Genomic DNA, 26,465 nt, shown 5'->3' on the forward strand with positions numbered 1-26,465 from the left:
CAGGCACAGTCGGAGGAGGAAGAAGTGGCAACACCCCCAGGTGGTCCGTCATCGGGCAACTGGTCGTACGGCCCTGGTCAGGGCCAAGGCGACGGCTCGGCGAACGGGTACGGCTACCCCTCCGTGCCGAGTCACCGGCAGCCGTACGCGCCGCAGGGCCCCGGCCCTTCGCCGTACGACCAGCCGCACGCTCCGCGCATCCAGCCCGTGCAGCCGCAGCGCCGCACCCCTGAGCCGGCGCCCGCCGGGGCGTCGAACAACCCCCTGGTGCGCCCGTACGCCATGACGGGCGGCCGCACCAGGCCCCGCTACCAGCTCGCCATCGAGGCGCTGGTGCACACCACCGCGCAGCCGCACCAGATGCAGGGCCAGCTGCCCGAGCATCAGCGGATCTGCAACCTCTGCCGGGAGATCAAGTCGGTGGCCGAGGTCTCGGCCCTCCTGACGATCCCTCTCGGCGTGGCCAGGATCCTCGTCGCCGACTTGGCGGAGGCGGGACTGGTCGCCATCCATCAGCCCGGCGGCGACGAGAGCGCCGGCGGCCAGCCAGACGTGACACTGCTCGAAAGGGTGCTCAGTGGACTTCGCAAGCTCTAGCGGCGGTCCTTCCCGCTCCACCACGTCCGCGAAGATCGTGGTGGCGGGCGGCTTCGGCGTGGGCAAGACCACGTTCGTCGGCGCTGTCTCGGAGATCAATCCGCTGCGCACCGAGGCCGTGATGACATCCGCGTCCGCGGGTATCGACGACCTCACCCACACGGGGGACAAGACGACCACGACGGTCGCCATGGACTTCGGACGCATCACGCTCGACCAGGACCTGATCCTGTACCTCTTCGGTACGCCCGGCCAGGACCGGTTCTGGTTCATGTGGGACGACCTGGTGCGCGGCGCCATCGGGGCGATCGTCCTGGTCGACACGAGGCGGCTCGCCGACTGCTTCCCCGCGGTCGACTACTTCGAGAACTCCGGCCTGCCGTTCGTCATCGCGCTCAACGGCTTCGACGGGCAGCAGCCGTACAACCCGGACGAGGTCCGGGAGGCGCTCCAGATCGGCCCGGACACGCCGATCATCACGACGGACGCGCGGCACCGCGCCGACGCGAAGTCGGCGCTCATCACTCTCGTGGAGCACGCGCTGATGGCCCGCCTGCGCTGAGGGAGCGCCCCGCTCCGCCGGGCTGCGACACGCCCCCTGCGGCCACTGGGCTGCCGGGGGCGGTTTCGTTGCCGGGTGCGGGTAGTACGTGGCTGGTCGCGCAGTTCCCCGCGCCCCTATACGAGCGAGGCCCCTCCTGTCGGAGGGGCCTCGCTCGTATCTCGGGTCAGCGCCAGCTGTGCGGGGCGCGGAAGCCCGGCTCGCGTTCCAGGCGGCGCCAGCCCGCTCGGGCTCGGCCGCCGCCGGGGGTCGGGGCGATCTCGGCGGGGCGGGCGGCGGCACGGGCCATGAGGAGGGCCGTGATGGCGGCGACTTCCTCGGGCTCGGCGTGGCCCTTCTCGACGCGGATGTCGGAAGTGGACATGGAAGTGGCTCCTCGGATCACTGCGGCGGGTTGCCGTGTTTGCGGGAGGGCAGGTCGGCGTGCTTGGTGTGGAGCATCGCCAGGGACTTGATCAGCACCTCGCGGGTTTCGGCGGGGTCGATCACGTCGTCGACCAGACCGCGTTCGGCCGCGTAGTAGGGGTGCATCAGCTCGGACTTGTACTCCTTGACCATGCGGGCCCGCATGGCCTCGGGGTCCTCGGCCCCCGCGATCTGCCGGCGGAAGATCACGCCCGCGGCACCCTCCGCGCCCATCACGGCGATCTCGTTGGTCGGCCACGCATAGGTGAGGTCGGCACCGATGGACTGACTGTCCATGACGATGTAAGCACCCCCGTACGCCTTGCGCAGGATGAGCGAGATCCGCGGCACCGTCGCGTTGCAGTACGCGTACAGCAGCTTCGCCCCGTGCCGGATGATCCCGCCGTGCTCCTGGTCGACACCGGGCAGGAACCCCGGCACGTCCAAAAGAGTGACGATCGGGATGTTGAAGGCGTCGCACAGCTGCACGAACCGCGCGGCCTTCTCCGACGCCTCGATGTCCAGCACCCCCGCCAGGGCCTGCGGCTGGTTGGCGACGATGCCCACGACCTGCCCGTCCAGACGGGCCAGGGCGCAGATGATGTTGCGGGCCCAGCGCTCGTGGACCTCCAGGTACTCGCCCTCGTCGACGAGTTCCTCGATGACCTTGGTCATGTCGTAGGGGCGGTTGCCGTCCGCGGGGACCAGATCGAGCAGCACGTCCGAGCGGCGGTCCGCGGGGTCGGAGGACTCGTGGCGGGGCGGGTTCTCCCGGTTGTTCTGCGGGAGGAGGGAGAGGAGGTAGCGGACTTCGGCGAGGCAGGTCTCCTCGTCGTCGTAGGCGAAGTGGCACACGCCCGACGTCTCGGCGTGCACGTCCGCGCCGCCCAGGCCGTTCTGGGTGATCTCCTCGCCGGTGACCGCCTTGACCACGTCCGGGCCCGTGATGAACATCTGCGAGGTCTCACGGACCATGAACACGAAATCGGTCAGAGCGGGACTGTAGGCGGCGCCGCCCGCACACGGGCCGAGCATCACACTGATCTGCGGGATCACCCCCGACGCCCGGGTATTGCGCTGGAAGATACCCCCGTACCCGGCCAGCGCCGACACGCCCTCCTGGATACGGGCCCCGGCACCGTCGTTCAGCGACACCAGCGGAGCACCCGCCGCGATCGCCATGTCCATGATCTTGTGGATCTTCGTGGCATGCGCCTCACCCAGCGCACCGCCGAAGATCCGGAAATCATGCGCGTAGACGAAGACCGTCCGGCCCTCCACCGTGCCCCACCCGGTGATCACACCATCCGTGTACGGCTTCTTCGCCTCCAGACCGAACCCCGTCGCCCGGTGCCGGCGCAACTGCTCGACCTCACAGAACGAACCCGCGTCCAGCAGCAACTCGATCCGCTCACGCGCCGTCAGCTTCCCCTTGGCGTGCTGCGCCGCCGTCGCCTTCTCGCTCGGTCCGGCCAGCGCCTGCGCACGGATCTCGTGCAGCTCGGCCACTCGCCCGCGTGCGTCCGTCGGCTCACCCGGCGCCTCATCCAAAACGGTCATGTAGCGACTCTACGAACCCGACCAAGGATTGCGAGCCGTCGACTCCGTACAGTCTCCGGCCCGTTTTCCTGGTAGCACTGAACAGAACCCCCACCGCATGCAGCCTTTTCGACTGCTCAGGGGGCCTCCAGCTTGTAGAGGTCGCACAAAGCCGTCAGCTGAGAGTCACCTCACATTCATGGGTGGCGCATACCATCCCTGGAGTGACCCGGAGGTGCAGCCGGCGGCCCGTCGCGAGGATCTCGACCGTCTCGTCGGCCCGCGGCACCGCTCGCACCGGGTGGTCCCAGATGATCTCCAGGGGCTCTCCCGTGCGCGGCGGTTCGCTCACGCAGAGCGTAGCGGTACGGCCCCGGCGGCGGACCAGCACACTCGCCCCGGCCGTGGTGGTGAGCGGGCCCGCGGTGCCGGCCTGCCAGAAGGTGGCGGCCGTGAGACCGAGGGAGGGGACGGTGACCGCCTGGCGGCGGGCGTCGTTGGCGAGGACCGTGAGCCAACGGCGGTCGGCTGCGCGGCGGGCGACGGCCGCTCGGGAGGCGCCCGGCATGACGGTGTAGACGTAGCCGGCGTCGGCCGGGTCGGTGCCGTGGTCGAGCCAGAGGGTCTGCCAGCGGCGGGTGCGGCGCTCGGTCGTGCTGGTGGTGTTGATGTCGGACCAGGCGCCGGTGCGGTCCTCGCGCAGGGTCCGCAGGCCGCCCTGGGGCACGATCCAGCCGCCGTGGCCCTCCAGGTGGGCCCAGTTCCGGCCGCGTGCGAGGGTCGGGTCGCCGCCCTCCCCCAGGTTGCGGTTGTCCACGACCGTCTCGACCGGGACGCCGTCCGCGCAGGTGATGCCGGCGCCCAGGCAGACCACGGCGTCGTCGAGGAAGAACCAGGACTTGCGGGCCTCCAGGGTCGAGCCCAGGCCCTTGAGGTGCTGCCCCACGGCCGCGTAGTCGCCGTCGGTGGTGCCGCCGACCCAGCGCACGTCCGGTTTGGGGGCGCCCCATTCGCCGCCCGCGCGATCCGGCAGGCGCTTGGTGGAGACGGTGGTGCCGGGCAGCCGGTACCAGTCGACGGTGGGCCAGAACCAGTCGGTGTACTGGTCGGCGGCCCTCCCGTTCGCCCACCAGGTGAGCATGCCCGCGCCGGTGTGCCAGCCGCGCGGGTTCTCGCCGTTGCCGCACTCGTAGTGGGCGATGCGGTCACTGGCCATGGCGAGGCCCGCGGTGAAGGCGGGGCGGCGGTGGACGGCGCGGTCCATGGCCGCGAAGAGGTGGTGCCCGGCGGGTTCCGGGGCGGCCTCGCCGGGCGCGTCGGCGATCGCGTGCAGCCGGGCCAGGTCGGCGACCGGGAACTGGGGCGCGGTGAGGAGCGGGGTGACGGTGTCCCGTTCGATCCAGCCCTTGATCCGGGCGTACCAGCGCTCGCGCTCGGCCTCGCTCGCGCCGCCCGCGAGGACCGCCATGGCGGCGATGATCTGCTGGCCGTGGAAGTGGTCGCCGCGCATGACGTGCAGGTCGTCGCTCTTGAGGTACCCCCGGCTGATGGCCCGTCCGTTGACGGTGTCCATCACAAGTCCGTCGTGGATCAGGGGCGCGTAGGCGTGCTCCACGCTGTCCAGGACGATCTGCCGGCCCGGGTCGGTCACCTGCCACTCGGAGCCGGCCAGCAGTGTGAACAGCCGGCCGAGGCCGTCCAGCATGACCTGGCCGTACGTCCCCGAGTAGGCGACCCAGGTGTGCTGGACGAAGGAGCCGTCGGCGTAGAGCCCGTCGCCCTCGGTGACGTACGGGAAGACCGGCGAGAGGGCGTCGCGGGCCAGGGCGAGCTTGGCGGGGGCCCGGCCCAGCACGCCGCGCAGGGCGACGGAGCGGCACAGGTCGACGCGGTTGGCGCCGGTGGAGGTGCCGGTGTAGTCGCCGAGCAGCGCGTCGGGGACGAAGTGGTCGACGGCGGCGCAGGCGGCGGCCACGCGGTCGGTGCCGAGGTGGTCGTACAGGGCGGCCGTGATGTCCATCAGGAGCCGGGGGCTGCCGATCTGCCATTCCCACCAGTTGCCGTAGCGGGTGGTGGCGGGGTGGTAGACGGTGGCCGAGAGGTGGTCGAGGCCGCGCAGGATGTCGGCGAGGAGGGCCGGGTCGCCGGTGGAGCCGGTGCCCTCCTGCACGTATCCCTCGGTCATCGTCCACAGGCGGCCGTAGGCGAAGGTGATGCCGGCGGGCGGGTCGAAGGGGTGGCCGGGCCACAGGGAGGTGGCGGTGGGGGCCATGGTGGCGCGGTGCTCGCGGGCGCGGGCGCCGGTCTCGGCGAGGCGGGAGGCGTACGGCTCGGCGGCCGGGTCGTAGCCGGTGCCGAGGGCGATCTCGAGCCAGCGCCGGCGGAGGGCGTCGTAGGGGTCGGCCGCGGCGGCCGCGGCGCGGGGGACGGCGGTGAGGGCGGCGGCCGCGGCCGCCGCGAGCAGGACCGCGCGGCGGGTGGGGGCGAAGGGACGCTGTGGGGTCATGCTCATGCCGTCTATCACGCCGGGGGCGCGAGGGGAACGGTGCCGCAACTCGTGCGGCGCGGGTGGTTGATGGCGGCGCGGAATAGCTCTAGAGTCGAAGCCGTTGGACTGGTTGAACATTCAACTTCAAGGGCCTTCCCCGGAGGACACCATGACCGCCACCCCCGACCTCGCCACGCTGACCGGCGACTACACCGTCGACCCCGCCCACACGACGATCGGCTTCACGGCGCGCCACGCGATGGTCACCAACGTCAAGGGCAAGTTCCTCGACTTCACCGGCACGCTGCACCTGGACGGCACCGACCCGTCCCGCTCCACGGCGTCCCTGGACATCCGGATGGACAGCATCGACACGGGTTCCGCCGACCGTGACGGCCACCTGAAGGGGTCGGACTTCTTCAACACCGACGAGTACCCGACGATGACCTTCCGCTCCACCAAGGCGGAGTCCCTGGGCGGCGACGACTACCGCATCACCGGCGACCTGTCGATCCTCGGCACGACCAAGCCGCTCACCATCGACCTGGAGTTCAACGGCGCCGCCAAGGACCCGTTCGGCAACGAGCGCGTCGGCTTCGAGGGCAAGGCGGAGATCAAGCGCTCGGAGTGGGGGCTCACCTGGAACGCGGCCCTGGAGACGGGCGGCGTGCTGGTCTCCGACAAGATCAAGCTGAACTTCGACATCTCGGCGATCAGGCAGGCCTGACGTCCCGCGCCCCCTCGGGGGCACTGAAGTCCACGTCGGCGGCGGCCCGGACCCGGATACGGCGGCCGGGCCAGCCGATCATGCGGTAGATCGCGTTGTACTGCGCGATCGAGCGGTCCGCCGGCACCAGGTCGGTGTCCTCCTCGGTCCGCACCGAGGTGGTGTGCCCGTCGGCGACGAAGACCAGGTCGTAGCCCCGGCTCAGCGCCTGCCGCGCCGTGGTGTCCACGCAGACCTCCGTGGCGAACCCGGTCACGATCACCTCGGCGACCCCGAGCGCCGTCAGGATCGCGTCGAGGCCGGTGTCCAGGAAGCTGTCCGGGGTCGTCTTGTCGACCACCGGCTCCCCCTCCCGCGGGGCCAGCTCGGGCACCACCCGCCAGCCCTCGGTCCCGGGGACCATGCCCGCGTCCCGCTGCCGCACGGTCACCACCGGGACCCCGGCCGCCCGGGCCCGCTCGCCGAGTCCCGCGATCGCGGCGACCGTCTCGGTGGCCCGGTGCGCCATGGCGACCGTGGCGTTCTGCATGTCGATGACGAGGAGCGCGGTGGTGGGCGGCATGCGCTCACCGTAGCCGGGCGCCCCGCCCGTGCGCCGCCCGTTTCACCTGCCCAGCAGCTCCCGCGCCTGGTCGAGGGCGGTGCCGAAGGGGTCGGGGAGGACCCCCATGCCGTGGGCGACCAGCGCCCCCTCGTGCAGCAGCATCAGCGTCCGCGCCAGCCGGTCCGCACCGGCCGCGTCGGTCTCCCGGGCCAGGCCGGTGAACAGGTCGAGCATCCACCGCTTCTGGCCGGTGATGACCGGGTACGCCGGGTGGTCCGGGTCGCTGATCTCCGCAAACGCGTTGATCATGCTGCACCCCTTGGCGCCGTACCGCGCCGACCACACGCGCGAGGCCTCGAAGACCGCCTCGACCCGGTCGGCCGCCCCCGGGCCCGCCCCCTCCAGCCGCCCGGCGAGCAGCTCCCGCCACCGCTCGTCGCGCCCGGCCAGGTACTCCACGACGATCTGCTCCTTCGAGCCGAACCGGTCGTACAGCGTCTTCTTAGTCACCCCGGCCTCGGCGGCGATGAGATCCACGCCCACGGCGTGGATGCCGTGCTCGTAGAACAACCGCTCGGCGGCCTCCAGCACCCGTCGCGCGCCGGGCGTCATCCGGACGCGGCGCGGTGTGTCTTGCGGACCCGCGACTCCTGTACCCATGGCTCCGAGTATACCGGTCTGTATAGTGGGCACCCGAGACTACTAAACCGATCTGTCTACTCGGGACGGAGCCGACATGAACGTCCTGCTCCCGGCCGCCTTCGTGCTCTGCTGGAGCTCCGGCTTCATCGGCGCCAAGCTCGGCGCGGAGACCGCGGCCACCCCCACCCTCCTGATGTGGCGCTTCCTGCCGCTCGCCGTGGCCCTGGTCGCCGCCGCGGCGGTCTCCCGGACGGCCTGGCGGGGCCTGACGCTCCGCGGCGCCGGCCGGCAGATCGCCATCGGCGCCCTGTCGCAGAGCGGCTATCTGCTCAGCGTCTACTACGCCATCGAGCTGGGTGTCTCCAGCGGCACCACCGCCCTGATCGACGGCGTCCAGCCACTCGTCGCCGGCGCGCTCGCCGGTCCCCTGCTGCGGCAGTACGTCTCCCGCGGGCAGTGGCTCGGACTGTGGCTCGGACTGTCGGGGGTGGCCACGGTGACCCTCGCGGACGCCGCGGCGGCGGGGACGGGGGTGGCCTGGTGGGCGTATCTCGTCCCGTTCCTCGGGATGCTGTCGCTGGTGGCGGCCACCTTCCTGGAGGGCCGCACGCGGGAGCCGGTCGCGCCCCGCGTCGCCCTGACGATCCACTGCGCGACCAGCGCCGTCCTCTTTACCGGCCTGGCCCTGGGCGTCGGGGCGGCGACACCGCCCGCCGGGTCCTCGTTCTGGCTGGCGACCGCCTGGCTGGTGGTGCTGCCGACCTTCGGCGGCTACGGGCTGTACTGGCTGATCCTGCGCCGGTCCGGCATCACCGAGGTCAACACCCTGATGTTCCTCATGGCCCCGGTCACGGCCGTGTGGGGTGCCCTGATGTTCGGTGAGCCCTTCGGCCTCCAGACCGCCCTCGGCCTGGCGGTCGGCCTCGCGGCCGTGGTCGTCGTCCGGCACGGGGGCGGCGCGAACCGGAGGCGGCGGCCCGTGCGGTCCGGCGCGGACCGGCCGGCGGCCGGGAAGCCGACGGCGGCCAGGCGCTGACCCCCGCCGCGCGCCTCAGAAGCCGCCGCCGAAGTCCCCTCCGCCACCGAAGTCACCGCCACCGCCGAAGTCGCCGCCGCCGAAGCCGCCCCCGAAGTCGCCGGAGTCGAAGTCGCCGCCCGAGACGTCGCCGCCCTCGTAGCCGCCGAAGTCGCCGTACCCGGTGCCGTACCCGGCTCCGTAGGCGGGGCCCGCCATCATGCTGCCGAGCATGGTGCCGACCAGCAGTCCGGGCAGGATGCCGCCGCCGAAGTAGCCGCCCGCCCAGGGGCCGTATGCCGGGCCCGCGTCCCAGTAGGGGCGGCGGCCGTCGTCGGTGTCCACCTCGCGGATCATCGGGTCCCGGCCGTCGGACAGCCGGGCCCGGTCGGCGGCGCACACCGGGACCTGCCGGGTGGTGCCGCCCGGCGGGGTCCAGGTGGCGTCCGCGACCGACGGGCCGTGGCGCGGGTCGAAGAAGCAGGGCGGCCGGCGTTCGGGCAGCGGCCTGCCCTCGCGGCGGGCGGCGAGCTGGGCGAGCGAGAAGCGACCGTCCTCCACGGCCTGGGTGACGGCCCGCACGTCCTCCGGTTTGCGGGCGTCGGCCATGTACGTCTTCGCCTGTTCGTAGGCGTCGAGGGCGCGTTCGTAGTCCGCCCGCATCGCGTCGTCGGCACCCGGTTCCGCCGGGTGGAAGTCCAGCCGGTCCAGCTCCTCGCCGAACGCCGTGATGTCCTCGTCGACCACCACCCGCAGCCGCTCCAGCGCCGCCCGCTGCTCCTGCTCGCGGCGGTGGCGGCTGCGCCGGGAGAGCGCGTAGACGCCCGCGCCGCCGGCCACCACCACCGCGCCCGCGGTGATCAGGGCGCCGGTGGGCGCGGAGCCGCCGCCGGAGTCCCAGGACGAGGGTGCGGAGCCGCGCACGCTGCGCAGCGCGTCGTCCACGAAGTCGTTCAGCTGGGCCTTGGGGTCGCCCGCGCCCTGCACGGCGGTGACCAGGTTGTGCACGCCCTGGCGGCTCAGCACACTGCTGTCGGCGCGGGCGTCGAAGCGGTCGCCCAGGCGGACGCCGTACAGGCCGGTGATGCCGGTCTCGGTGCGGAGGTTCTGGAAGAGGTTCTCGGTCGGGTAACCGGCCGGGAGGACCGCCACGAAGACGGGTTCGCCCGCGTCCTCGATCTTGTCGGCCAGCGCGTCCGCGTCCGACGCGGACAGCAGGCCGGAGGCGGCCGGGTCCACGTACACCGGACTCTCGCGCAGGGCCGCGCCGATCTCCGAGACGTCTGTCTGCGCCTGCGCGCCGGACGCACCGGACGCACCGGCCAGCAGCACCGCCAGCACTGCGACGACCGGCACGACCAGGAAGCGGATGAGGACCTGCGCACGAACGGTCATACGTTCGAACTTACCCGAATGGACCTCAATCAGACATAAATGGCCCGGTTCACTCGGCGGGCGCGACCCCCGCCCGCAGCAGCCCGTACGTGTACGCGTCCTCCAGGGCCTGCCAGGAGGCGGCGATGACGTTCTCCCCGACGCCCACCGTGGCCCACTCCCCCGTGCCGTCCGAGGTGGAGATGAGGACCCTGGTCGTGGACTGGGTGCCGTGCACGCCCTCCAGGATGCGGACCTTGTAGTCGACCAGGTCGAGCTTGGCCAGCTCCGGGTAGATCTTCTCCAGGGCGACCCGCAGCGACCGGTCCAGGGCGTTGACCGGGCCGTTGCCCTCGGCGGTGGCGACGATGCGCTCACCCTTGGCCCAGAGCTTGACCGTGGCCTCGTTGGCGTGGGTGCCGTCGGGGCGGTCCTCGGTGATCGCGCGCCAGGACTCGACGTCGAAGTACGTGAGCGGCCTGCCCTCGGCCTCGGCGCGCAGCAGCAGCTCGAAGCTGGCGTCGGCGGCCTCGTAGGTGTAGCCCGCCAGCTCGCGCTCCTTGACCCGCTCGACGACCCGGCCGACCAGTTCGCGGTCGCCGCCGAGGTCGATGCCGAGTTCCTTGCCCTTCAGCTCGATGGAGGCGCGGCCGGCCATGTCGGAGACCAGCATCCGCATGGTGTTGCCGACCAGCTCGGGGTCGATGTGCTGGTAGAGGTCCGGGTCGACCTTGATCGCGGAGGCGTGCAGGCCGGCCTTGTGCGCGAAGGCGGAGACGCCCACGTAGGGCTGGTGGGTGGAGGGGGTGAGGTTGACGACCTCGGCGATGGCATGGGAGATGCGGGTCATCTCGCGCAGCCGGCCCTCCGGCAGCACCTGCTTGCCGTACTTCAGCTCCAGGGCGGCCACGACCGGGAACAGGTTGGCGTTGCCGACGCGCTCGCCGTAGCCGTTGGCCGTGCACTGGACGTGGGTCGCGCCCGCGTCGACGGCGGCGAGGGTGTTGGCGACGGCGCAGCCGGTGTCGTCCTGGGCGTGGATCCCGAGCCGGGCGCCGGTGTCGGCCAGCACCGTGGCGACCACGGCCTGGATCTGCGCCGGGAGCATGCCGCCGTTGGTGTCGCACAGGACCACGACGTCGGCACCGGCCTCGGAGGCGGTGCGCACGACCGACTTCGCGTACTCGGGGTTGGCGCGGTAGCCGTCGAAGAAGTGCTCGCAGTCGACGAAGACCCGGCGGCCTTGCGCCGTGAGGTGGGAGACCGTGTCGGCCACCATCGCCAGGTTCTCGTCCAGCGTGGTGCGCAGGGCCAGTTCGACGTGCCGGTCGTGCGACTTGGCGACCAGGGTGATCACCTCGGCGCCGGAGTCGAGCAGCGCCTTGACCTGGTGGTCCTCGGCGGCGCTGGCGCCCGCGCGGCGGGTGGCGCCGAAGGCGACCAGCTGGGCGTGCCGGAAGTCGATCTCCTCCCGGGCGCGGGCGAAGAACTCGGTGTCCCGCGGGTTGGCGCCGGGCCAGCCGCCCTCGATGAAGCCCACCCCGAAGTCGTCCAGGTGCCGTGCGATGGCCAGCTTGTCCGCGACCGTGAGGTTGATGCCCTCGCGCTGCGCGCCGTCCCGCAGGGTGGTGTCGAAGACGTGGAACGAATCGTCGAGTTCGCTGGTTGCGGTCATGATCTGAAGGCTCCTGTTGGGGATCTCGGTCTACCGGAATGACCGGTTCCGCCGTCCGCCTATGATCCCTCGCGCTCTCTTCCCGGCTCGGGGTGGGGCCAGGAAAGCGAAAAACCTCTCGCGGGTGCGAGAGGTCTGCGCGCGGGTCGAGGACGACGGTGTCCACCCGTACCTGGTCGTACGTGGTGGTCACTGCGGACCGGCGCGCCTGCTGCCAATAATCATGGCGAACGAGAGCACGGGGGCAGTCTGGCACACTCCGCCCCCCTGTCCACCGCCCGTCTCAGGATGCGAGCGACGGACGTCCGGATCAGGACCGTGCCAGGAGCCCCTCGGCGAGGAACTCCCGGGCGTGGCCCAGCACCTGTGCCCGGTCCGTCCCCCGCAGGCCGATCGCCACGTGGATCGCGAACCCGTCGAGGAGGGCCCGCAGCCGGGACGCGAAGCGGTCGGGGTCCACGGGGCGGAACTCGCCGCGGGAGATGCCCTCGGCGAGCAGGGCGACCAGGTCGCGGTGCCAGGCGCCCTCGATGGCGGCCTGCCGGTCGCGGGCCTCGTCGGGGGCGTTCTGCGAGCGGTTCCACACCTCCAGCCACAGCGTCCAGTGCGGGTCGCGGTGGCCGTCGGGGACGTACAGGTCGACGTAGGCGTCGAGGCGTTCGCGGGCGGTGCCGGCCCGGGTGAGCAGGCGGCCGCGCTCGGCGCCGAGGCGGCCCTCGCTCCACTCCAGGGTGCGCAGCAGCAGCTCGTCCTTGGACCGGAAGTAGTACAGGAGGTGGCCGCTGCTCATGCCGACCTCGCGGCCGAGCGCCGCCATGGTGAGCTTCTCCAGGCCGCGCTCGGCGATCATCTCCATGGCGGCGGCGAGCACGTCCTCGCGCGGCGGGGCCTGCCTGCGCCCACCACCGGCCATGTCCACTCCCTAGATCTTCGGCTGCTGCTGCGTGATGCAGTGGATGCCCCCGCCACCCGCGAAGATCGTACGCGCGTCCACCAGGGTCACCGTCCGCCCGGGGAACAGGCGGCGGAAGACGCCCGCGGCGAGTTCGTCGTTCGGGTCGCCGAAGGCGCACAGGACGACGCCGCCGTTGCACACGTAGTGGTTGATGTACGAGTAGTCGACCCAGTCGCCCTCCTCGTCCTTCAGCACCGTCGGGGCGGGCACCTCGACGACCTCCAGGCGCCGGCCCCTGGCGTCGGTCTGGCCGCGGAGAATCTCCAGGTACAGCCGGGAGCGCTCGTGGTCGGGGTGGCGGGGGTCGCGTTGGCTGTGCACCACGACGGTGCCCGGCCGGGCGAAGGCGGCGACGATGTCGACGTGGCCCTGGGTGCCGTACCTGCCGTAGTCGCCGCTCAGCCCGTGCGGGAGCCAGATCGCCTTGGTGGTGCCGAGCTTGGCGTGGATCTCCGCCTCGACCTGCTCGCGGGTCCAGCCGGGGTTGCGGCCGGAGCCGAGCTGGACGGTGTCGGTCAGCAGGACCGTGCCCTCGCCGTCGACGTGGATCGCGCCGCCCTCGTTGACGAGCGCGCTGCTCAGCACGGGGGCCGCGGCGAGGTCCGCCACATGGCGGGCGATCTTGGCGTCGTGCTCCCAGCGGGCCCAGTCCTGGGCGCCCCAGCCGTTGAACACCCAGTCCACGGCGGCCAGCCCGCCCTGTCCGTCGGTCACGAAGGTCGGGCCGATGTCCCGCATCCAGGCGTCGTCCAGCTCGCGCTCCACCAGGTCGACGTCCGGGCCGAGCAGTTCGCGCGCGGTGTCGCCCTGGCCGGGTCCGTGCACCATCGTCACCGGCTCGAAGCGGCGCACCGCGCGGGCGACGGAGGCCCAGGCCGCACGGGCCCGGGCCAGCTCCTCGTCGTCGGTGAACGTCGCGTTGGGGCCGGGCCAGGCCATCCAGGTGCGTTCGTGCGGGGCCCACTCGGGGGGCATGCGGAAGGTCATGGAGGTGTCCCAGGAGGTCGCAGGAGCGTCAGAGGAAGTAGAGGCGGTTGAGCGAGACGGACTCGGCCGGTTCGGATCGCAGCGGGTCGCCGTCGAGGGTGACCAGGCCGGTGCGCTGGTCGACGTCGACCGCGCCGGTACGGGAGTTCAGGCGAAGGTCGGCGGGGCCGATGCCGCGGGTGCCGCGCACGGCGACCCGACGGCGCCGGGTCGGCATGGTGTCGTGCCCCTGGTCGAGGGCGGCCTGCGCGACGAAGGCCACCGATATCTCGGCGGGTGTGGCGCCGTGCGCGCCGAACTGGGGACCGAGGACGAGCGGTTCGCAGGTGTCGGTGGCCGCGTTCGGGTCGCCGACCACCCCGTACGCCGGGAAGCCCGACTTGAGGACCAGCTGCGGCTTGGCGCCGAAGTACTCCGGGCGCCACAGCACGATGTCGGCGAGCTTGCCGACCTCGATGGAGCCGACCTCGTGGGCGAGGCCGTGGGCGATGGCGGGGTTGATGGTCAGCTTGGCCATGTAGCGCAGGACGCGGGCGTTGTCGTCGTCCCCGTCGGCGCCGAACTGGGCCTTCATCTTCCCCGCCATGGCGAAGGTGCGGCGGACGGTCTCGCCGGCCCGGCCCATGCCCTGCGCGTCGGAGGAGGTGATGCCGATGGCGCCCAGGTCGTGCAGCACGTCCTCGGCGCCCATGGTCCCGGCGCGGATGCGGTCGCGGGCCATGGCGGCGTCGCCGGGCAGGTCGGTCTTGAGGTCGTGGACGGAGACGATCATGCCGTAGTGCTCGGCGACCGCGTCCCGGCCGAAGGGCAGGGTGGGGTTGGTCGAGGAGCCGATGACGTTGGGGACGCCGGCCATCTTCAGCACGTTGGGGACGTGTCCGCCGCCGCAGCCCTCGATGTGGAAGGCGTGGATGGTGCGGCCCTCCAGGACGCGGAGGGTGTCCTCCACGGAGAGGCATTCGTTGAGCCCGTCGCTGTGCAGGGCGACCTGGACGTCGTACTCCTCGGCGACGCGCAGCGCGGTGTCCAGGGCGCGGGTGTGGGCGCCCATGTCCTCGTGCACCTTGAAGCCGGACGCCCCGCCCTCGGCCAGCGCCTCGATCAGCGGGGCGTCGTGGGACGAGGAACCCCGGCCGAGGAAGCCGATGTTGACCGGCCAGGCGTCGAAGGCGCCGAAGGCGTGCTTCAGGGCCCAGGGCGAGTTGACGCCGACGCCCCAGACCGGGCCGAACTCCTGGCCGATGATCGTCGTCACGCCGGACGCGAGCGACGCCTCCATGATGCGCGGGGAGAGCAGGTGGACGTGGGTGTCCACGGCCCCGGCGGTGGCGACGAGGCCCTCGCCGGACACGATCGAGGTGCCGGTGCCGACCACGACGTCGACGCCGTCCAGGGTGTCCGGGTTCCCGGCCCGGCCGATGGCGTGGATGCGCCCCTCGCGGATGCCGATCGACACCTTCCGGATGCCCTGCGCCGCGTCGATCACCACCACGTTGCTGATCACGACGTCGCAGGTCTCCCGAACGGCGGCGGCCTTGAGGTGCAGTCCGTCGCGGGCGGTCTTGCCGAAACCGGCGAGGAACTCGTCGCCGTACCGCTGGGCGTCTGACTCGACCCGGATCACCAGCCCCGAGTCGCCGAGGCGGAGCCGGTCGCCGGCGCGCGGGCCGTGGGTGGCGGCGTAGGCGTAGGGGTCGATGCTCATCGCTGTGCTCCCAGATATCCGCAGGCGGCGGCCCGGCGCAGGGCCTCTTCCCGGGCGCCCGGCGCGTCCAGCGGGCCGTCGACGAGACCGGCGAACCCGATGGCGACGCGCGCGCCGCCGATGGGCACCAGCCCCACCTCGACGCGCTCGCCGGGGCCGAAGCGGACCGAGGACCCGGCGGGCACGGCGAGGCGCATGCCGTAGGCCCGCTCCCGGTCGAAGTCCAGGCGCGGGTTGGCCTCGAAGAAGTGGAAGTGGGAGGTCACGGAGACCGGCACGGTCGCGGTGTTGGTGACCGGGAGCCGCAGCGCCGCCTCGGGTTCGGGGTGTCCGGGTCCCGGCAGCAGGCCGCCGGGGGCGTCCGCGCCGAGCCCGCCGCCCGCGACCGGGTCGGTGACGACGGCGAGACGGGAGCCGTCGTCGAAGACGGCCTCCACGTGCACCTCGGTGACCACGTCCGCGACGCCGGGCAGGACGTCGTCCGGGCCGAGCACCGACCGGGCCCGCTCGATGGCCTCCGCGAGGCGCGCTCCGTCGCGGGCGGCCTCGCACACGGTGTCCGCGATCAGCGCGGTCGCCTCCGGCACGTTCAGCCTGAGCCCGCGGGCCCGGCGGGCGCGGGCCAGCTCGGCCGCCCCGAACAGCAGCAGCCGGTCCCGCTCCGTGGGGGTCAGTCTCACGCCGCGACACCTCCTCACCTAACCAAGATTTGAACATCACTCTAACTGCGACCATCACCCTAAACGCGAAACACATGGAGCGGAACCGTTGACGAGCAGCAAGGGCAGACGTCACATTGAACGTCGCTCTAAACATCTGGCGGCCGTCGAAGGAGACCAGCCATGCCGATAGAACAGCGCGGAGTCGACACCATCCCCGAGGCGGAACGCACCAGCGGGCCCCGGGACCTGGTCTCGATCCTGCTGGGGTCCAACCTCTGCCTGGGCGTGATCGTCTTCGGCTGGCTGCCGCCGTCCTTCGGCCTCGGCTGGTGGGCGTCGGTGAGTTCGGTGGTCGCGGGGACGGTCGTCGGCACGGTGTTCACGGCCCCGCTGGCCCTGATCTCGCTGCGCACCGCCACCAACCTGTCCACGTCCTCCGGCGCCCAGTTCGGCGTGCGCGGGCGGCTGGTCGGCTCGGTGGTCGGACTGCTGCTGGCCCTCGGCTACACCGCGCTGACCGTGTGGATCGGCGGGGACGTGATGGCGGGCGTGCTCGGACGGCTCTTCGGCCTGCCGCAGGGCGGTGCGACGTACGCCGTCGTCTACGGGCTGCTGGCCGCCGCGACCGTCGCGGGCGCGATCTACGGCTACCGGGTGCTGCTCGCCATGTCCCGGGTGCTGGCCTACGGCATGACGGCGCTGCTGGTGCTGGGCGTGATCGCCTACGCGCCCGACTTCACGACCGCCGCGCTGCCGGAGGCGGGCGGGTATCTGCTGGGCGGGTTCTGGCCGACGTGGCTGCTGGCCGTCGTGGCCGCGGGACTGTCCGGGCCGATCGCCTTCATCACGCTGCTCGGCGACTACACCCGCTACATCTCGCCGGCCCGCTTCCCCTCCCGCCGGGTGCTGCACGCCACCTGGCTGGGGCTGATGCTGGGCCTGCTGGTCCCGCAGCTCTTCGGCACCTTCACGGCGTACGCCGCCCGTGCCGCCCTGGACTACGCGGGCCCGCTGGTGGACGCCGCCCCCGCCTGGTACCTGGTCCCGCTGCTGCTGGCCGCCTCAGCCGGCTCGGTCGGCAACGCGGGGCTGATGCTGTACTCGATGGGCCTGGACCTGGACGCCATCCTGCCCCGCGCCTCCCGCGCCCGCGCCACCTGCGCCGTCGCCGTCGTCGCCACGGCCTGCGTCTTCGCCGGGCACTACGCCTGGCAGGCGCAGTCGGCGATGACGTCCTTCGTGCTGCTGCTGACCGCGATCGGCACCCCGTGGGCGGTCATCACGATGATCGGCGCGGTGCGCTGCCGCGGCGTCTACGACGCGGACGCCCTCCAGGTCTTCAACCGCCGGGCGCGGGGCGGGATCTACTGGTACAGCTCCGGCTGGAACGTCCCCGCGACGGCCGCCTGGGCGGTGGGCGCGGCGACCGGCGTGCTGGCGGTGTCCCTGCCCTCGTACGAGGGCCCGCTGCTGTCCCTCACCGGAGGAGTGGACTGCAGCTTCCTGCTGTCGGGGCTGGTGGGCGGGGTGGTGTACGTGCTGTTGCCGCAGCCCCGGACCAATGCTTCGGACGAGCCCGGGGTCGACAGTCTCAGCCTGTTTGGGGGTGCCCCCTCTGGGGGAGTTTGAGGACGAGGCCGTTCAGGCCGAAACGGGGGTCCGGGGGCGGAGCCCCCGGCGAGGCCCGCCCCCACGCCGGGGCCGTCAGGCCAACGTGTGCATCCACCCGTGCACGTCCGCGACAGTCCCCCGCTGGATGTCGAGCAGCGCGTCCCGCAGCCGCTGCGTCACCTCGCCCGTCTCGCCCCCGCTCTGCCGCCACTCCGCGCCGGTCCGCTTGACCGTGCCGACGGGCGTGATCACGGCCGCGGTACCGCAGGCGAAGACCTCGGTGAGGCTGCCGTTCTCCGAGTCGCGCTGCCACTGGTCGACCGAGATGCGCCCCTCCTCGGCCTCGTAGCCGAGGTCGCGGGCGACGGTGAGCAGGGAGTCGCGGGTGACGCCCTCCAGGATGGAGCCGGTGAGAGTGGGCGTGATGATCTTGTTTCCGTACACGAAGTACAGGTTCATGCCGCCCAGTTCCTCGACCCACGTGCGCTCGATGGCGTCGAGGTAGCAGACCTGGTCGCAGCCCTTGGCGGCGGCTTCGGCCTGGGCGAGCAGGGAGGCCGCGTAGTTGCCGCCGGTCTTGGCGTCGCCCATACCGCCGGGGACGGCGCGGACCCGGTCCTCGGAGACCCAGATGGAGACCGGCTTGACGCCGCCCGGGAAGTAGGCGCCGGCCGGGGAGGCGATGACCAGGAAGAGGTACTCGTTGGCCGGCTTGACGCCCAGGCCGACCTCGGTGGCGATCATGAAGGGGCGCAGGTAGAGGGACTCCTCGCCGCCGTGCGCCGGGACCCACTTCTCGTCCTGCCTGACCAGCGCGTCGCAGGCCGCGATGAAGGTGTCCACCGGAAGCTCGGGCATGCCGAGGCGGCGCGCGGACGCCTGGAAGCGGGCGCCGTTCTTCTCCGGGCGGAAGGTGGCGACGGAGCCGTCGGGCCGCCGGTAGGCCTTGAGGCCCTCGAAGATCTCCTGCGCGTAGTGCAGGACCATGGTGGCCGGGTCGAGGGAGAGCGGGGCGTACGGCACGAGCTGGCCGTCGTGCCAGCCGCGGCCCTCGGTCCACTTGATCGTCACCATGTGGTCGGTGAAGTGGCGGCCGAACCCGGGGTTGGCCAGAATCGCCGCGCGCTCGGACTCCGAGAGCGGGTGGGCGGAGGGCTTGAGCTCGATCGTGGGCGTCGTCATGGGTGGCTGTCCTTCACCGGTTTGTATTGTGACGGGCCGCGGTCACGCCCGTACGGCCGGTGGCCGGTGCTAGGACGTCCGAGCATTCCCTCAGGTCGCGGCTTCGCGTTCGATTATCGCGCGCGGCCCGCGACGGGTGAAACGGGGTGAATGCGGCCCAGGTGTCGATGGTCGCACCTGGCGGACGCAGGAGAAAGCCGCCGGGTGCCTTGTTTTTCGGACCCGGCGGCTTCGAAAGGTTGGATTTCGAGTGCGCCTGGGTCAGCCGGCTACTCGTGCGGCGAGCGCGTCACCGATCGCGGAGGTGCTCCGGGCGGGCAGGTCACCGCGCTCGCCGAGGTCGGCGGAGACGGCGTCCTCGATCCGGGCCGCCTCGTCCTCGTACCCGAGGTGGCGCAGCAGCAGGGCGACGGACAGGACCGTGGCGGTGGGGTCGGCCTTGCCCTGGCCGGCGATGTCGGGCGCGGAGCCGTGCACCGGCTCGAACATCGAGGGGAAGTCGCCGGACGGGTTGATGTTCCCGCTGGCGGCGACGCCGATGCCGCCGGAGACGGCCGCGGCGAGGTCGGTGATGATGTCGCCGAAGAGGTTGTCGGTGACGATGACGTCGAAGCGGGCCGGGTCGGTGACCAGGTAGATGGTCGCGGCGTCGACGTGGATGTAGTCGGTGGTGACCTCGGGGAACTCCTCCGCCACCTGGTTGAAGATGTTGGTCCACAGGTGGCCCGCGAAGGTCAGCACGTTGTTCTTGTGGACCAGCGTGAGCTTCTTGCGGGGGCGGGCCTGGGCCCGGGCGAAGGCGTCGCGGACGACGCGCTCGACGCCGTAGGCCGTGTTGACGGAGACCTCGGTGGCGACCTCGTGCTCGGTGCTCTTGCGGATGGTGCCGCCGTTGCCCGTGTACGGACCCTCGGTGCCCTCGCGGACGACGACGAAGTCGATCTCGGGCTGGCCGGCGAGCGGGGTGGCGACGCCGGGCAGGAGCTTGCTCGGCCGCAGGTTGACGTGGTGGTCGAAGGCGAAGCGGAGCTTGAGCAGGAAGCCGCGCTCCAGCACGCCGGACGGCACCGACGGGTCGCCGATCGCGCCGAGCAGGATGGCGTCGTGCGCCTTGAGGGCGTCGAGGTCGGCGTCGGTGAGGGTCTCACCGGTGGCGTGGTAGCGCCGGGCGCCGAAGTCGAATTCCTTGGTCTCCAGCTTCACATCCTGCGGAAGGACGGCGGAGAGGACCTTGAGACCCTCGGCCACGACCTCCTGGCCGATGCCGTCACCGGGAATCACTGCGAGATTGAGGCTGCGAGACATGACGGCACCCTACCCCTCGTCCCACGGGATGACATGAGGCGTCCGCCATGCGGACGCCTCTGCCGTCCGACCGGCTCAGTGGCCGGTGGCGCCGCCGTTGTCCCGGCGGTCGAGGGAGCGCTGGAGGGCGGCCGCGGCGTTCTTGCGGTCGGAGTCGCTGGTACGGGAGAGGTGACGGACTCGGCGGCGGACGGTCGTCTCGGCCATGGGAATCGACTCCTTCGGCACAAAAGGGAGCGCGGAAAGCGAGCGGTACGGAGAGACGCCGGAAGGGCGGGGAGCGCGGTACCGCAGGGGTTGCCTGCACGGGCACGGGCTCACGACCGCCAGTCGCTCGATCGAGCGGGACGTTCGGCTTCTACAAAACTAAGGGAGCGCGCCGCGTCTGTCTCCACAATTACTCGGACTTCCTACTATCTGAGACGGTGGCCTCGCTCACACCGCTCCCACCTGCGAAAACGCCCCGGCGGGCCAGGTCGGTCGACCTGGCCCGCCGGGGCGTAGCGCCGCGCGCGGGTGTCAGCCCATGTGCGGGTAGGTGTAGTCGGTCGGCGGGACCAGCGTCTCCTTGATGGCGCGGGTCAGCGTCCAGCGCATCAGGTTCTGCGGGGCGCCGGCCTTGTCGTTGGTGCCGGAGGCACGGCCGCCGCCGAAGGGCTGCTGGCCGACGACGGCGCCGGTCGACTTGTCGTTGATGTAGAAGTTGCCGGCCGCGTAGCGCAGCTTCTCCATCGTGTACGCCGCCGCCGCGCGGTCGCCCGAGATGACCGAGCCGGTCAGCGCGTAGTCCGAGACCGCCTCCATCTGGGTCAGCATCACGTCGTACGCGTCGTCGGCGCTGTCGTCGTACACGTACACGGCGAGGAACGGGCCGAAGTACTCGGTGCGGAAGACCTCGTTCTCCGGGTCGGTGCACTCGACGACGGTCGGGCGGACGAAGTAGCCGACCGAGTCGTCGTAGGAGCCGCCCGCGACGATGGTGCAGGTCTCGTCCTCCTTGGCGCGGTCGATGGCGGCCTTGTTCTTGGCGAAGGACCGCTCGTCGATGACGGCGCCGAGGAAGTTCGACAGGTCGGTGACGTCACCCATGGTGAGGTAGTCGACCTCGGCGGCAAACTCCTCCTTGAACCCGTCGTTCCAGATGGACGCCGGGATGTACGCGCGCGAGGTGGCGCTGCACTTCTGGCCCTGGTACTCGAAGGCACCGCGGGTCAGCGCGGTCTTGAGCACCGCGCGGTCCGCGCTCGGGTGGGCGATCAGGAAGTCCTTGCCGCCGGTCTCGCCGACCAGGCGCGGGTAGGTGCGGTACTTCTCGATGTTGTTGCCGACCGTCTTCCACAGGTGCTGGAAGGTCTTGGTCGAGCCGGTGAAGTGGATGCCCGCGAGGTCGCGGTGCTCCAGGGCGACCTCGGAGACCGCGATGCCGTCGCCGGTGACCAGGTTGATGACGCCCTTGGGCAGCCCGGCCTCCTCCAGGAGCTGCATGAGCAGCACGGCGGCGTGGGTCTGCGTCGGGGACGGCTTCCACACCACGACGTTGCCCATCAGGGCGGGGGCGGTGGGCAGGTTGGCCGCGATCGCGCTGAAGTTGAACGGCGTGATCGCGTAGACGAAGCCCTCCAGCGGACGGTGGTCCATGCGGTTCCACACGCCCGGGGAGTTGGCCGGCGGCTGCTCGGCCAGGATGTTCCGCGCGTAGTGCACGTTGAAGCGCCAGAAGTCGACCAGCTCGCAGGGGCTGTCGATCTCGGCCTGCTGGACGGTCTTGGACTGGCCGAGCATGGTGGAGGCGGCGATGGTCTCGCGCCACGGACCCGACAGCAGCTCGGCGGCGCGCAGGATGATCGCCGCGCGGTCGTCGAAGGACATCGCGCGCCACGCGGGGGCGGCGGCCAGGGCGGCGTCGATCGCGTCCTGGGCGTCCTGCTGGGTGGCGTTGGCGTACGTGCCCAGGCGGGACTTGTGGTTGTGCGGCTGCACGACGTCGAAGCGCTCACCGCCGCCCATCCGCTTCACCCCGCCGATGGTGCAGGGCAGGTCGATCGGGTTGTCGGCCAGCTCCTTGAGCTTGGCCTCCAGACGGGCGCGCTCAGGGGAACCGGGCGCGTAGCCGTGCACCGGCTCGTTGACGGGGGTGGGGACCTGGGTCACAGCGTCCATGGGTTCCGTAACTCCTTGACTTGAGCGGGTTGTGCGAGCGGGTGCGGGCTCAGCCCTTGGTGACCATCGAGCGGGCGAAGAACCGGAGGTTGGCCGGCTTCTCCGCGAGACGGCGCATGAAGTAGCCGTACCAGTCGGTGCCGTAGGCGGTGTACACGCGCATGCGGTGGCCCTCGGCGGCGAGCCGCAGGTGCTCGTCGCCGCGGATGCCGTACAGCATCTGGAACTCGTACTCGTCGAGCTTGCGCCCGGCGGTGCGGGCCAGCTCCTGCGCGATGGAGATCAGGCGCGGGTCGTGCGACCCGATCATCGGGTAGCCCTCGCCCTCCATCAGCGTGCGCAGGATGCGGACGTACGCCTTGTCGATCTCGTGGCGCTGCTGGTACGCGACCTCTGCGGTCTCCTTGTAGGCGCCCTTCACCAACCGTACGCGAGAGCCGCTGTCGGCGAGCCGGCGCGCGTCGGCCTCGGTGCGGAAGAGGTAGGCCTGGATGACGCAGCCGGTCTGCGGGAAGTCCTTCCGCAGCTCGTCGTGGATGGCGAACATCGAGTCGAGGGTGGTGTGGTCCTCGGCGTCCAGGGTGACCGTGGTGCCGATCTCGGCGGCGGCCTCGACGACCGGGCGGACGTTCTTCAGGGCCAGCTCGTGGCCGCCGTCCAGCGCCTGGCCGAACATGGAGAGCTTCACGGACATCTCGGCGCGGGTGCCGAGGTCGAGCGGCTTGAGCCGGTCGATCAGCTCCAGGTAGGCGTCGCGGGCGGCCTCCGCCTGCGCCGGGGTGGTGATGTCCTCGCCGACGACGTCCATCGTCAGTTCCAGGCCCTGATCGGTGAGCTCCCGGATGATCGGCACGATCTGATCGACCGTCTCGCCGGGGATGAACCGGTCGACGACCGGCTTGGTCACGGGCGCGGCCGAGACCAGACGACGCATCCGGTCGCTGCGCGACGCGGCGAGAATCACGGGACCCAGCACGGGGCACCTCCACTTACCAAGTGACACAGGGGCCGCTGCCCGACGAACGGGGAACGGCACGGAGAACCACCGTGAAATCTAAGGATCCTCCCGATCGTCGGCCATCGACAGCTGTCACGCATCCGTGCCGCGGATCTCAGACAGATGTATGAAGGGCGCGCGTCTTTGCGGCAGAATGCCCGGGTGACGTCCGATTCCAGAGGTTCCGCAGGCACCGGTGGTACCCGTGGTGACTACCAGGAGCTGGTCGACGAGATCTCCGAGCTGCTGGGCGCGCCCGCGACCCTGGAGAACCGCGACTTCGAGCTGATCGCCTTCGGCGCCTACGACAGCGAGGGCGACCTCGACCCCTCCGTCCTGGACCCGGTGCGCACCCGCTCGATCCTCACCCGGCGCTCCACCGCGGCGGTCCGGGCGTGGTTCGAGAGCTTCGGCATCACCCGCGCGACCGGCCCGGTCCGCATCCCGCCCACCCCCGAGGCGGGGGTGTACCGGGGCCGCACCTGTCTGCCGGTACGCCATCGGGGTGTGGTCCTCGGCTACGTGTGGCTCCTGGACACCGACCCGGGCCCGACCGAGCGGCAGCTGACGGCGGCCATGGAGGTCACGGCGCGGATCGGCGCGCTGCTCGCCGACGAGGCGCAGCACGGCGCGGACCTGAGCCGGGAGCTGCGGGCGGTGCTGACCGCCGAGCGGGACTGGCAGCGGGACATGGCGGTGACGGAACTGCGCAGCGCGCTGGGCGCCCGCGCGGACACCCCGCACGCCGTGGTCTGCGTGGCGCCCTGGCCCTCGGCCGACCCGGACGAGGCGCCCTCGGTCCGTACGGTGCCGGGCGCGACGGCCCTGTGCACGGTGCCGTGGGGGGCCGCCGCCGTGTCGCTGGCGCTGCTGGTCCGGTTGCGCTCGGCGGACGTGCCGACCCCGGCGACCTCGGCGGCGGGGCGGCTGCTGGAGCGGGCGGGGGCCGGGGGCTCGGGGGCGCCGGGCGGCGTGGCTGCCGGTGTCTCCGCGCCGCGCACGGGTCTGGCCGACCTGGGGACGGCCTGGTCGGAGGCGTCGGCGGCGGCCCGGGCGGCCCGCGCGGAGGCGCGGTTCGGGCCGGTCGCGCAGTGGACGTCGATCGGGGCGTTCCGCCTGCTGACCTCGCTGCCCCCGCGCTCCGCCGACGATCCCGCCGTACGGGCGCTGCTGTCCCCCGCCCACCGCGAACTGGTCCGCACGGCGGAGGTGTACCTGGACTGCGCGGGCCAGGCCGGCCGCACCGCCGCCGAGCTGGGCGTCCACCGCCAGACGCTGTACTACCGCCTCTCGCGCGTCGAACAGCTCACCGGCCTGGACCTGGACGACGGCGAGGACCGGCTGCTGCTGCACATGGCGCTCAAGGCGCACCGCCTCCGGTAGCGGCCTCGATCACCCGGCGCAAAACGCCGGACGGGCCGAGTCACTCGGCCCGTCCGGCGGGTGCGGAAGAGGCCCGTTCCGGGCCGTGGGCGGGGGTCCCGGGGGCGGCGGCCCCCGGGCAGGGTCACCTCAGACGAGGTTGACGGACCGGGCGGACGTAGCGCCGATCTCCGCCGACACCTCCGCCAGCACCCCGGAGGGCACCGTGTCGTCGACGGTGAGCACGGCCAGCGCCTCGCCGCCCACCGTCGCGCGGGCCACCTGCATACCGGCGATGTTGATGCCGGCCTCGCCGATGACGCGGCCGACGGTGCCGACCACACCGGGACGGTCCTCGTAGCGCAGCACGACCATGTGGTCGGCGAGGGCGAGGTCGACGTCGTACTCGCCGACGGCGACGATCTTCTGGAGGTGCTTGGGGCCGGCCAGCGTGCCGGAGACCGACACCTCCTCGCCGTCCGAGAGGGTGCCGCGCACGGTGACCACGTTGCGGTGCTCCGGGGACTCCGAGCTGGTGGTCAGCCGGACCTCGACGCCGCGCTCCTGGGCGAACAGAGGGGCGTTGACGTAGGAGACCGTCTCGTCCACGACGTCCTCGAAGACGCCCTTGAGGGCGGACAGTTCCAGCACCTTCACGTCGTGCTGGGTGATCTCGCCGTACACCTCGACGTCCAGGCGGACGGCGACCTCACCGGCGAGCGCGGTGAAGATGCGGCCGAGGCGCTCGGCGAGCGGCAGGCCCGGCTTGACGTCCTCGGCGATGACGCCGCCCTGGACGTTGACCGCGTCGGGGACCAGCTCGCCGGCGAGGGCGAGGCGGACCGACTTGGCGACGGCGATGCCGGCCTTCTCCTGGGCCTCGTCGGTGGAGGCGCCGAGGTGCGGGGTGGCGACGACCTGGTCGAACTCGAACAGCGGGGAGTCGGTGCAGGGCTCCTTCGCGTACACGTCGAGTCCGGCGCCGGCGACGCGGCCCTCCTTGAGCGCCGAGTACAGCGCCTCCTCGTCGACGATGCCGCCGCGCGCGGCGTTGACGATGCGCACGCTCGGCTTGACCTTGCGCAGCGCCTCGTCGCCGATCAGGCCGAGGGTCTCGGGGGTCTTGGGCAGGTGGACGGTGATGAAGTCGGAGACCTCGAGCAGCTCGTCCAGCGACAGCACCTTGACGCCCATCTGCGCGGCCCGCGCGGGCTGCACGTAGGGGTCGTAGGCGACGACCTTCATGCCGAAGGCCGACATGCGCTGCGCGACGAGGGCGCCGATGCGGCCGAGGCCGACCACGCCGAGGGTCTTCTCGGCCAGCTCGACGCCGGTGTACTTGCTGCGCTTCCACTCGCCGTTCTTCAGCGCGGCGTTGGCCTGCGGGATGTTGCGGGCGGTGGCGACGATCAGGCCGCAGGCCAGCTCGGCGGCGGTGACGATGTTGGAGGTCGGGGCGTTGACCACCATCACGCCGGCCTTGGTGGCGGCGGAGACGTCCACGTTGTCCAGGCCGACACCGGCGCGGGCGACGACCTTGAGCTTCTTGGCGGCGGCGATGGCCTCGGCGTCGACCTTGGTGGCGGAGCGGACCAGGATCGCGTCCACGTCGGCGATGGCGGGGAGCAGTTCGGCCCGGTCCGCGCCGTTGCACTGGCGGATCTCGAAGTCGGGGCCGAGCGCGTCCACGGTCGCGGGCGACAGCTCTTCAGCGATGAGTACGACGGGTTTCGAGCTCACGTGAGTCCTCACAAGTCCAATGCGGACGGCCGTCCCGACGGCCGCATGCGGTGGAGGTTTGCTAGCCGCGTGGAAGACGCACGACGCTGTGGGCCTGACGCGTATGTTGGGCAGCAGTCTAGTGGCGTGACGCGGGTCGTTCTGCGCCTCAGCGGAAGGATCACCCGTCCGTGGCCGGACGGGATGGACAACGCCGCGCCTACGACGTTACCCGGGGTTCGCCGAAGGGGC

At 71.8% G+C, this 26,465-nt stretch carries 23 protein-coding genes; 6 read left to right on the forward strand and 17 right to left on the reverse strand.

What is annotated here, in order from left to right:
* The first annotated feature begins 24 nt into the window (after positions 1-24).
* A complete protein-coding gene (locus tag ACIRGB_RS30125) occupies positions 25-597 on the forward strand; it encodes a DUF742 domain-containing protein (protein ID WP_030188513.1) in 573 nt (190 codons plus the stop codon).
* Complete coding sequence (locus ACIRGB_RS30130; protein WP_009314218.1) at positions 578-1,159, forward strand: ATP/GTP-binding protein; 582 nt, start codon at positions 578-580, stop codon at positions 1,157-1,159. Before ACIRGB_RS30125 ends, ACIRGB_RS30130 begins: the two co-directional genes overlap by 20 nt.
* A gap of 166 nt (positions 1,160-1,325) precedes the next feature.
* Here the strand turns inward: ACIRGB_RS30130 and ACIRGB_RS30135 are convergent, their stop codons facing one another.
* The 3 genes from ACIRGB_RS30135 to ACIRGB_RS30145 form a co-directional block, all read right to left on the reverse strand.
* On the reverse strand, positions 1,326-1,523 hold the full coding sequence (locus ACIRGB_RS30135) for an acyl-CoA carboxylase subunit epsilon (RefSeq protein WP_403871696.1): 198 nt from the start codon (positions 1,521-1,523) through the stop codon (positions 1,326-1,328).
* A gap of 17 nt (positions 1,524-1,540) precedes the next feature.
* On the reverse strand, positions 1,541-3,124 hold the full coding sequence (locus ACIRGB_RS30140; RefSeq protein ID WP_403871698.1) for an acyl-CoA carboxylase subunit beta: 1,584 nt from the start codon (positions 3,122-3,124) through the stop codon (positions 1,541-1,543).
* Positions 3,125-3,278: 154 nt separating this feature from the next.
* On the reverse strand, positions 3,279-5,609 hold the full coding sequence (locus tag ACIRGB_RS30145) for a polysaccharide lyase 8 family protein (RefSeq protein WP_403871851.1): 2,331 nt from the start codon (positions 5,607-5,609) through the stop codon (positions 3,279-3,281).
* A 151-nt stretch (positions 5,610-5,760) separates the two neighbouring features.
* Here ACIRGB_RS30145 and ACIRGB_RS30150 point away from each other — a divergent pair, with 151 nt between their 5' ends.
* On the forward strand, positions 5,761-6,318 hold the full coding sequence (locus ACIRGB_RS30150) for a YceI family protein (protein ID WP_403871699.1): 558 nt from the start codon (positions 5,761-5,763) through the stop codon (positions 6,316-6,318).
* On the opposite strand, the gene ACIRGB_RS30155 is transcribed toward ACIRGB_RS30150, so the two are convergent.
* A complete protein-coding gene (locus tag ACIRGB_RS30155; protein WP_403871701.1) occupies positions 6,305-6,880 on the reverse strand; it encodes a cysteine hydrolase family protein in 576 nt (191 codons plus the stop codon). The two genes, ACIRGB_RS30150 and ACIRGB_RS30155, sit on opposite strands and share 14 nt — an antisense overlap.
* A gap of 42 nt (positions 6,881-6,922) precedes the next feature.
* Positions 6,923-7,522 (reverse strand): TetR/AcrR family transcriptional regulator, encoded by a 600-nt coding sequence (locus ACIRGB_RS30160; protein ID WP_403871703.1) that lies wholly within the window; start codon positions 7,520-7,522, stop codon positions 6,923-6,925.
* Between the two features lie 76 nt (positions 7,523-7,598).
* Between ACIRGB_RS30160 and ACIRGB_RS30165 the strand changes: the two genes are divergently transcribed.
* Entirely contained in the window at positions 7,599-8,540 is a 942-nt protein-coding gene (locus ACIRGB_RS30165) for a DMT family transporter (protein ID WP_403871705.1), read from the forward strand.
* Positions 8,541-8,555: 15 nt separating this feature from the next.
* Here ACIRGB_RS30165 and ACIRGB_RS30170 read toward each other — a convergent pair whose 3' ends face one another.
* The 6 genes from ACIRGB_RS30170 to ureA form a co-directional block, all read right to left on the reverse strand.
* Positions 8,556-9,914: a hypothetical protein gene (locus tag ACIRGB_RS30170; RefSeq protein ID WP_403871707.1), complete on the reverse strand. Its 1,359-nt coding sequence runs from the start codon at positions 9,912-9,914 to the stop codon at positions 8,556-8,558.
* A gap of 49 nt (positions 9,915-9,963) precedes the next feature.
* The gene (gene cimA, locus ACIRGB_RS30175) at positions 9,964-11,568 is read right to left on the reverse strand and encodes a citramalate synthase (protein WP_403871709.1); all 1,605 of its coding nucleotides are present in this window, start codon (positions 11,566-11,568) and stop codon (positions 9,964-9,966) included.
* Positions 11,569-11,878: 310 nt separating this feature from the next.
* A complete protein-coding gene (locus ACIRGB_RS30180; protein ID WP_403871711.1) occupies positions 11,879-12,481 on the reverse strand; it encodes a TetR/AcrR family transcriptional regulator in 603 nt (200 codons plus the stop codon).
* A 9-nt stretch (positions 12,482-12,490) separates the two neighbouring features.
* Positions 12,491-13,510 (reverse strand): agmatine/peptidylarginine deiminase, encoded by a 1,020-nt coding sequence (locus ACIRGB_RS30185; protein ID WP_403871713.1) that lies wholly within the window; start codon positions 13,508-13,510, stop codon positions 12,491-12,493.
* 28 nt (positions 13,511-13,538) lie between these two features.
* Complete coding sequence (locus ACIRGB_RS30190) at positions 13,539-15,215, reverse strand: urease subunit alpha (RefSeq protein WP_403871714.1); 1,677 nt, start codon at positions 15,213-15,215, stop codon at positions 13,539-13,541.
* The gene (ureA, locus tag ACIRGB_RS30195) at positions 15,212-15,895 is read right to left on the reverse strand and encodes an urease subunit gamma (RefSeq protein ID WP_403871716.1); all 684 of its coding nucleotides are present in this window, start codon (positions 15,893-15,895) and stop codon (positions 15,212-15,214) included. The genes ACIRGB_RS30190 and ureA overlap by 4 nt, the downstream gene beginning before the upstream one ends.
* A 162-nt stretch (positions 15,896-16,057) precedes the next feature.
* On the opposite strand from ureA, the gene ACIRGB_RS30200 reads away from it, so the two are divergent.
* Positions 16,058-17,506, forward strand: coding sequence for a cytosine permease (locus ACIRGB_RS30200; protein WP_403871718.1), 1,449 nt, complete (start codon positions 16,058-16,060; stop codon positions 17,504-17,506).
* Between the two features lie 75 nt (positions 17,507-17,581).
* Here ACIRGB_RS30200 and ACIRGB_RS30205 read toward each other — a convergent pair whose 3' ends face one another.
* From ACIRGB_RS30205 to ACIRGB_RS30225, 5 genes are all read right to left on the reverse strand, one after another.
* Positions 17,582-18,670: a branched-chain amino acid aminotransferase gene (locus tag ACIRGB_RS30205; protein WP_403871720.1), complete on the reverse strand. Its 1,089-nt coding sequence runs from the start codon at positions 18,668-18,670 to the stop codon at positions 17,582-17,584.
* A 261-nt stretch (positions 18,671-18,931) separates the two neighbouring features.
* Positions 18,932-19,975 (reverse strand): 3-isopropylmalate dehydrogenase, encoded by a 1,044-nt coding sequence (locus ACIRGB_RS30210; RefSeq protein WP_403871722.1) that lies wholly within the window; start codon positions 19,973-19,975, stop codon positions 18,932-18,934.
* A 75-nt stretch (positions 19,976-20,050) separates the two neighbouring features.
* The gene (locus ACIRGB_RS30215; protein ID WP_011030289.1) at positions 20,051-20,182 is read right to left on the reverse strand and encodes a hypothetical protein; all 132 of its coding nucleotides are present in this window, start codon (positions 20,180-20,182) and stop codon (positions 20,051-20,053) included.
* A gap of 312 nt (positions 20,183-20,494) precedes the next feature.
* Entirely contained in the window at positions 20,495-22,135 is a 1,641-nt protein-coding gene (gene pruA / locus ACIRGB_RS30220; protein WP_403871723.1) for an L-glutamate gamma-semialdehyde dehydrogenase, read from the reverse strand.
* A gap of 49 nt (positions 22,136-22,184) precedes the next feature.
* A complete protein-coding gene (locus ACIRGB_RS30225) occupies positions 22,185-23,111 on the reverse strand; it encodes a proline dehydrogenase family protein (RefSeq protein WP_403871725.1) in 927 nt (308 codons plus the stop codon).
* Between the two features lie 144 nt (positions 23,112-23,255).
* Here ACIRGB_RS30225 and ACIRGB_RS30230 point away from each other — a divergent pair, with 144 nt between their 5' ends.
* A complete protein-coding gene (locus ACIRGB_RS30230) occupies positions 23,256-24,515 on the forward strand; it encodes a PucR family transcriptional regulator (protein WP_403871727.1) in 1,260 nt (419 codons plus the stop codon).
* A 129-nt stretch (positions 24,516-24,644) separates the two neighbouring features.
* On the opposite strand, the gene serA is transcribed toward ACIRGB_RS30230, so the two are convergent.
* Positions 24,645-26,234: a phosphoglycerate dehydrogenase gene (gene serA, locus ACIRGB_RS30235; protein WP_375908741.1), complete on the reverse strand. Its 1,590-nt coding sequence runs from the start codon at positions 26,232-26,234 to the stop codon at positions 24,645-24,647.
* Between the last annotated feature and the right edge of the window lie 231 nt (positions 26,235-26,465).

The sequence above is a fragment of the Streptomyces sp. NPDC102490 genome, assembly GCF_044765285.1.
In the GTDB taxonomy this organism is placed as follows: Bacteria; Actinomycetota; Actinomycetes; order Streptomycetales; family Streptomycetaceae; genus Streptomyces.

Coding starts and splice junctions, on each gene's coding strand:
- ACIRGB_RS30230 (WP_403871727.1), top strand. CDS start 23,256: ATGTATGAAGGGCGCGCGTCTTTGCGGCAGAATGCCCGGGTGACGTCC.
- ACIRGB_RS30185 (WP_403871713.1), bottom strand. CDS start 13,510: ATGACCTTCCGCATGCCCCCCGAGTGGGCCCCGCACGAACGCACCTGG.
- ACIRGB_RS30165 (WP_403871705.1), top strand. CDS start 7,599: ATGAACGTCCTGCTCCCGGCCGCCTTCGTGCTCTGCTGGAGCTCCGGC.
- ACIRGB_RS30205 (WP_403871720.1), bottom strand. CDS start 18,670: ATGACGACGCCCACGATCGAGCTCAAGCCCTCCGCCCACCCGCTCTCG.
- ACIRGB_RS30140 (WP_403871698.1), bottom strand. CDS start 3,124: ATGACCGTTTTGGATGAGGCGCCGGGTGAGCCGACGGACGCACGCGGG.
- cimA (WP_403871709.1), bottom strand. CDS start 11,568: ATGACCGCAACCAGCGAACTCGACGATTCGTTCCACGTCTTCGACACC.
- ACIRGB_RS30180 (WP_403871711.1), bottom strand. CDS start 12,481: ATGGCCGGTGGTGGGCGCAGGCAGGCCCCGCCGCGCGAGGACGTGCTC.
- ACIRGB_RS30135 (WP_403871696.1), bottom strand. CDS start 1,523: ATGTCCACTTCCGACATCCGCGTCGAGAAGGGCCACGCCGAGCCCGAG.
- ACIRGB_RS30200 (WP_403871718.1), top strand. CDS start 16,058: ATGCCGATAGAACAGCGCGGAGTCGACACCATCCCCGAGGCGGAACGC.
- ACIRGB_RS30215 (WP_011030289.1), bottom strand. CDS start 20,182: ATGGCCGAGACGACCGTCCGCCGCCGAGTCCGTCACCTCTCCCGTACC.
- ACIRGB_RS30145 (WP_403871851.1), bottom strand. CDS start 5,609: ATGACCCCACAGCGTCCCTTCGCCCCCACCCGCCGCGCGGTCCTGCTC.
- ACIRGB_RS30160 (WP_403871703.1), bottom strand. CDS start 7,522: ATGGGTACAGGAGTCGCGGGTCCGCAAGACACACCGCGCCGCGTCCGG.
- ACIRGB_RS30170 (WP_403871707.1), bottom strand. CDS start 9,914: ATGACCGTTCGTGCGCAGGTCCTCATCCGCTTCCTGGTCGTGCCGGTC.
- ACIRGB_RS30190 (WP_403871714.1), bottom strand. CDS start 15,215: ATGAGCATCGACCCCTACGCCTACGCCGCCACCCACGGCCCGCGCGCC.
- ACIRGB_RS30210 (WP_403871722.1), bottom strand. CDS start 19,975: ATGTCTCGCAGCCTCAATCTCGCAGTGATTCCCGGTGACGGCATCGGC.
- ACIRGB_RS30150 (WP_403871699.1), top strand. CDS start 5,761: ATGACCGCCACCCCCGACCTCGCCACGCTGACCGGCGACTACACCGTC.
- pruA (WP_403871723.1), bottom strand. CDS start 22,135: ATGGACGCTGTGACCCAGGTCCCCACCCCCGTCAACGAGCCGGTGCAC.
- ACIRGB_RS30155 (WP_403871701.1), bottom strand. CDS start 6,880: ATGCCGCCCACCACCGCGCTCCTCGTCATCGACATGCAGAACGCCACG.